Raw genomic sequence first — 3007 nt, forward strand, 5'->3', positions numbered from 1 at the left:
GGTGTTCAAGGGCGCGGCGACCACAGGCACGGACGCAGGTGTGGCGTCCGTAGGCACAGGCACAAGCGCAGGCACAAGCGCAGGCGGCGGCCCGCACGCGATGTCGGTCCGGGCGTCCAGCCACGCCTCCGCCTCGGCGCCCCGGACCCCGCACGCCGCGACGAACGCGGCGACCAACTCCTCGCGGGGCAGCCGTTCCCGGCCGAGCATGGTCGCCGCCGTGGAGTACGGCAGGGAGTGGCCCGCCTCCGCCGCGGCGCGTTCCAGCCGGCGATAGCTGAGGCCCGACCACGCCTTGAGGCGCCGCAGCCCCGCCACGAAGGCGGCCGGGTCGGTGTCGGGCGGGGTGGGCGGTGCGGTGGTCATGACGGTGGTCCCCCTGGTGAGCTGGACGTACACGGGTTCGCACAAGCTCGAACACCTGACAGCTTGAGGAACGGCGACGGTGGCGGTCAACCTCGGTGCGGATTCCCGATGTTGGAGGTCATAGGTCATATGGGTCAGTCCCGCTGCCGCCGTACCGCCGCCGCCGTCACCGCCCTGGCGACCCTGCTGACGCTGGGCGCGTGTGCCGAAGAGCCCGCGAAAGGGCCCGCCGAGGAGCGGTCGGCCGCCGGGCCCGCCGCGAAGGCGCGCGACGGGGAGTCGGTCGCCGACTTCCTCCGCCGGACCATCCCAGCCGGTCCCGGCGGGACCGTGATCGCAGCGCGCGGCGACGAACTCGCCTACTGCGGAGGCTTCGGGACGGCGGACCGCGCGGCCGGCACCCCCGCGAGCTGCCGCACGGTCTACGACGTCATGTCGATCACGAAGCAGTTCACCGCCGCCGCGATCCTGAAGCTGGAGGTGATGGGGCGGCTGCGGGTGAGCGACCGGATCAGCCGGTTCCTCGGCCCGGTCCCCGAGGACAAACAGGACATTACGATCGAACAGTTGCTCACGCACACATCGGGCCTGGTCGAGGGGCTCGGCGACGACTACGACCCGGTCTCCCGCGACGAGATGGTGCGGCAGGCCCTGGCGTCGAAGCCGCAGTCGGCTCCTGGGAAGGAGTTCCACTACTCCAACACCGGTTACAGCCTGCTCGCCGCGATCGTCGAGAAGGCGTCCGGAGAGGGCTACGAGCCGTTCCTCGCCCGGCAGCTGTTCGGTCCGGCGGGGATGGAGCGGACCGGATACGTACTGCCCCGGTGGCCGCAGCACCTGGTCGCGGTGGAGTACGACAGCAAGGGGCGCAGCAAGGGCAGGCCCCTCGACCATCCCTGGGCCGCCGACGGGCCGTACTGGAACCTGCGCGGCAACGGCGGAATGCTCTCCACCGCCGAGGACATGTTCCGCTGGCACCGGGCCCTTTCGGGCGACGCGGTCCTGCCGGAACGGGCCAGGGAGAAGCTGTTCGCGCCCCGCGTGCGGGTGCCCGACTCCGACGACGGCTGGTACGGATACGGCTGGGCCGTCCGCGAGAGCCCCGAAGGGCGGGTCGTGTGGCACGACGGGGGCAACGACTGGTCGCTGGCGGTCCTCACGAGGTCGCTGCGCGACGGCGTCCTCGTGTACTGGGTGAGCAACCACGCCTACCAGGACGGCAAGTGGAACCTTGAGGACCAGGCGGAGAAGCTGACCCTGGGCATCGCCGACCGGGTCCGCGCCGAGGGCGACTGAGGCACCGGCCGTCCCCCGCCGCCCGGCGCCGACGGACCTCACATCCGCCCCTCGTCGGACCTCAAAAAAATCTCAAGAGACCGTGCAACCCTCCCCGCACTCCGTGGGTCGTACTTGGCATCAGGACTTCTGGAGGGGGATCCGGGGGGATCGCGGGGGTTCTGGTTGGGGGAGGGGAAACCGAGGGGGCCCGGTCGACGGACCGGGCCCCCTCGAAGCTTGTCCGGGCACTCCTGCCCGAAGCTTGTCCCGGGGCCTAGAAGAAGACCCCGCAGTGCAGCAGCACATTCGCGTACGGGCGGGCCTCGCCGGTCCGCACGATCAGCCGGGCGTTCGCCGAGAGGATCTTCAGGTCCTCGTGGGAGACGTGGGTCAGCGCGTAGGGGAAGCGGTCGGCCAGCAGCGCGGCCGCCTCCGGGTTCGCCTCCCGTACCTCCTTCGCCGCCGTGGCACTCTCCACGACCAGCTCCTCCAGCAGGCCCTCAAGCACCTCCTCGAAGGACGGGACGCCCGCGCGGAAGGCGAGGTCCACCACCCTCGGCCCGGCCGGGATGGGCATGCCCGCGTCGCAGACCAGTACGCCGTCGCCGTGGCCCAGCTCGGCTATCGCGCCCGCGAGATGACGGTTCAGTATTCCGGCCTTCTTCACAGTGCGGTGACCTCTTCGACCTCTTCGGCGGTGGGGAAGGACGCCTGTGCGCCCTCGCGGGTGACGGCGACGGCTCCCACGCGGGCCGCGTATGCCGCCGAGTCCGCGAGGGACTCCCCGGCGCCGAGGCGCCAGGCCAGCGCCGCGGTGAAGGAGTCGCCCGCGCCGGTCGTGTCCACGGCGTTCACCTTCATGGACGGCACCCGGGCCGTGCCGGAGGCGTCGGCGACCAGCGCGCCCTCCTCGCCCAGGGTGACGACCACCGAGCGCGGACCGAGCGCGAGCAGCGCCTCGGCCCACCGCTCGGGCGTATCGCCCGCGTCGGCGCCGAGCACCACCCGCGCCTCGTGCTCGTTCACGATCAGCGGGTCGCAGGCCGCGAGCACCTCCTCGGGCAACTCCCGGGGCGGGGACGGGTTCAGTACGAAACGGGTGCCGGACGGCAGGCCGCGTACGACCTCCACGACCGTCTCCAGCGGGATCTCCAGCTGGGCCGAGACCACCCGGGAGGCCGCGAGCAGGGCCGAGGCCGCGTGGACGTCGGCCGGGGTGAGGCGGCCGTTCGCGCCGGGCGACACGACGATGCTGTTGTCGCCGGACGGGTCCACCGTGATCAGCGCGACCCCGGTGGGTGCCCCGCCGACGAGGACCCCGGCCGTGTCGACCCCGGCCGCCCGCTGCGAGTCGAGCAGCAGC

Annotated in this window: 3 protein-coding genes and 1 pseudogene; 1 reads left to right on the forward strand and 3 read right to left on the reverse strand. The window is 72.4% G+C overall.

Annotation, left to right across the window (positions count from 1 at the left end; genetic code table 11):
- Positions 1–411 (reverse strand): annotated as a pseudogene (locus O3Q52_RS51355) (hypothetical protein); the annotation flags it as partial.
- Positions 412–495: 84 nt separating this feature from the next.
- On the opposite strand from O3Q52_RS51355, the gene O3Q52_RS51360 reads away from it, so the two are divergent.
- Positions 496–1662, forward strand: a complete 1167-nt coding sequence (locus O3Q52_RS51360; protein ID WP_269655284.1) for a serine hydrolase — start codon at positions 496–498, stop codon at positions 1660–1662.
- A 256-nt stretch (positions 1663–1918) separates the two neighbouring features.
- Here the strand turns inward: O3Q52_RS51360 and rbsD are convergent, their stop codons facing one another.
- Positions 1919–2311, reverse strand: a complete 393-nt coding sequence (gene rbsD / locus O3Q52_RS51365; protein WP_269655285.1) for a D-ribose pyranase — start codon at positions 2309–2311, stop codon at positions 1919–1921.
- The coding region (locus tag O3Q52_RS51370) for a ribokinase (RefSeq protein WP_269655286.1) at positions 2308–3007 on the reverse strand (700 nt) is incomplete at its 5' end. The genes rbsD and O3Q52_RS51370, both read right to left, overlap by 4 nt.

It is taken from the genome of Streptomyces sp. ActVer, assembly GCF_027270795.1.
GTDB lineage: Bacteria > Actinomycetota > Actinomycetes > Streptomycetales > Streptomycetaceae > Streptomyces > Streptomyces umbrinus_A.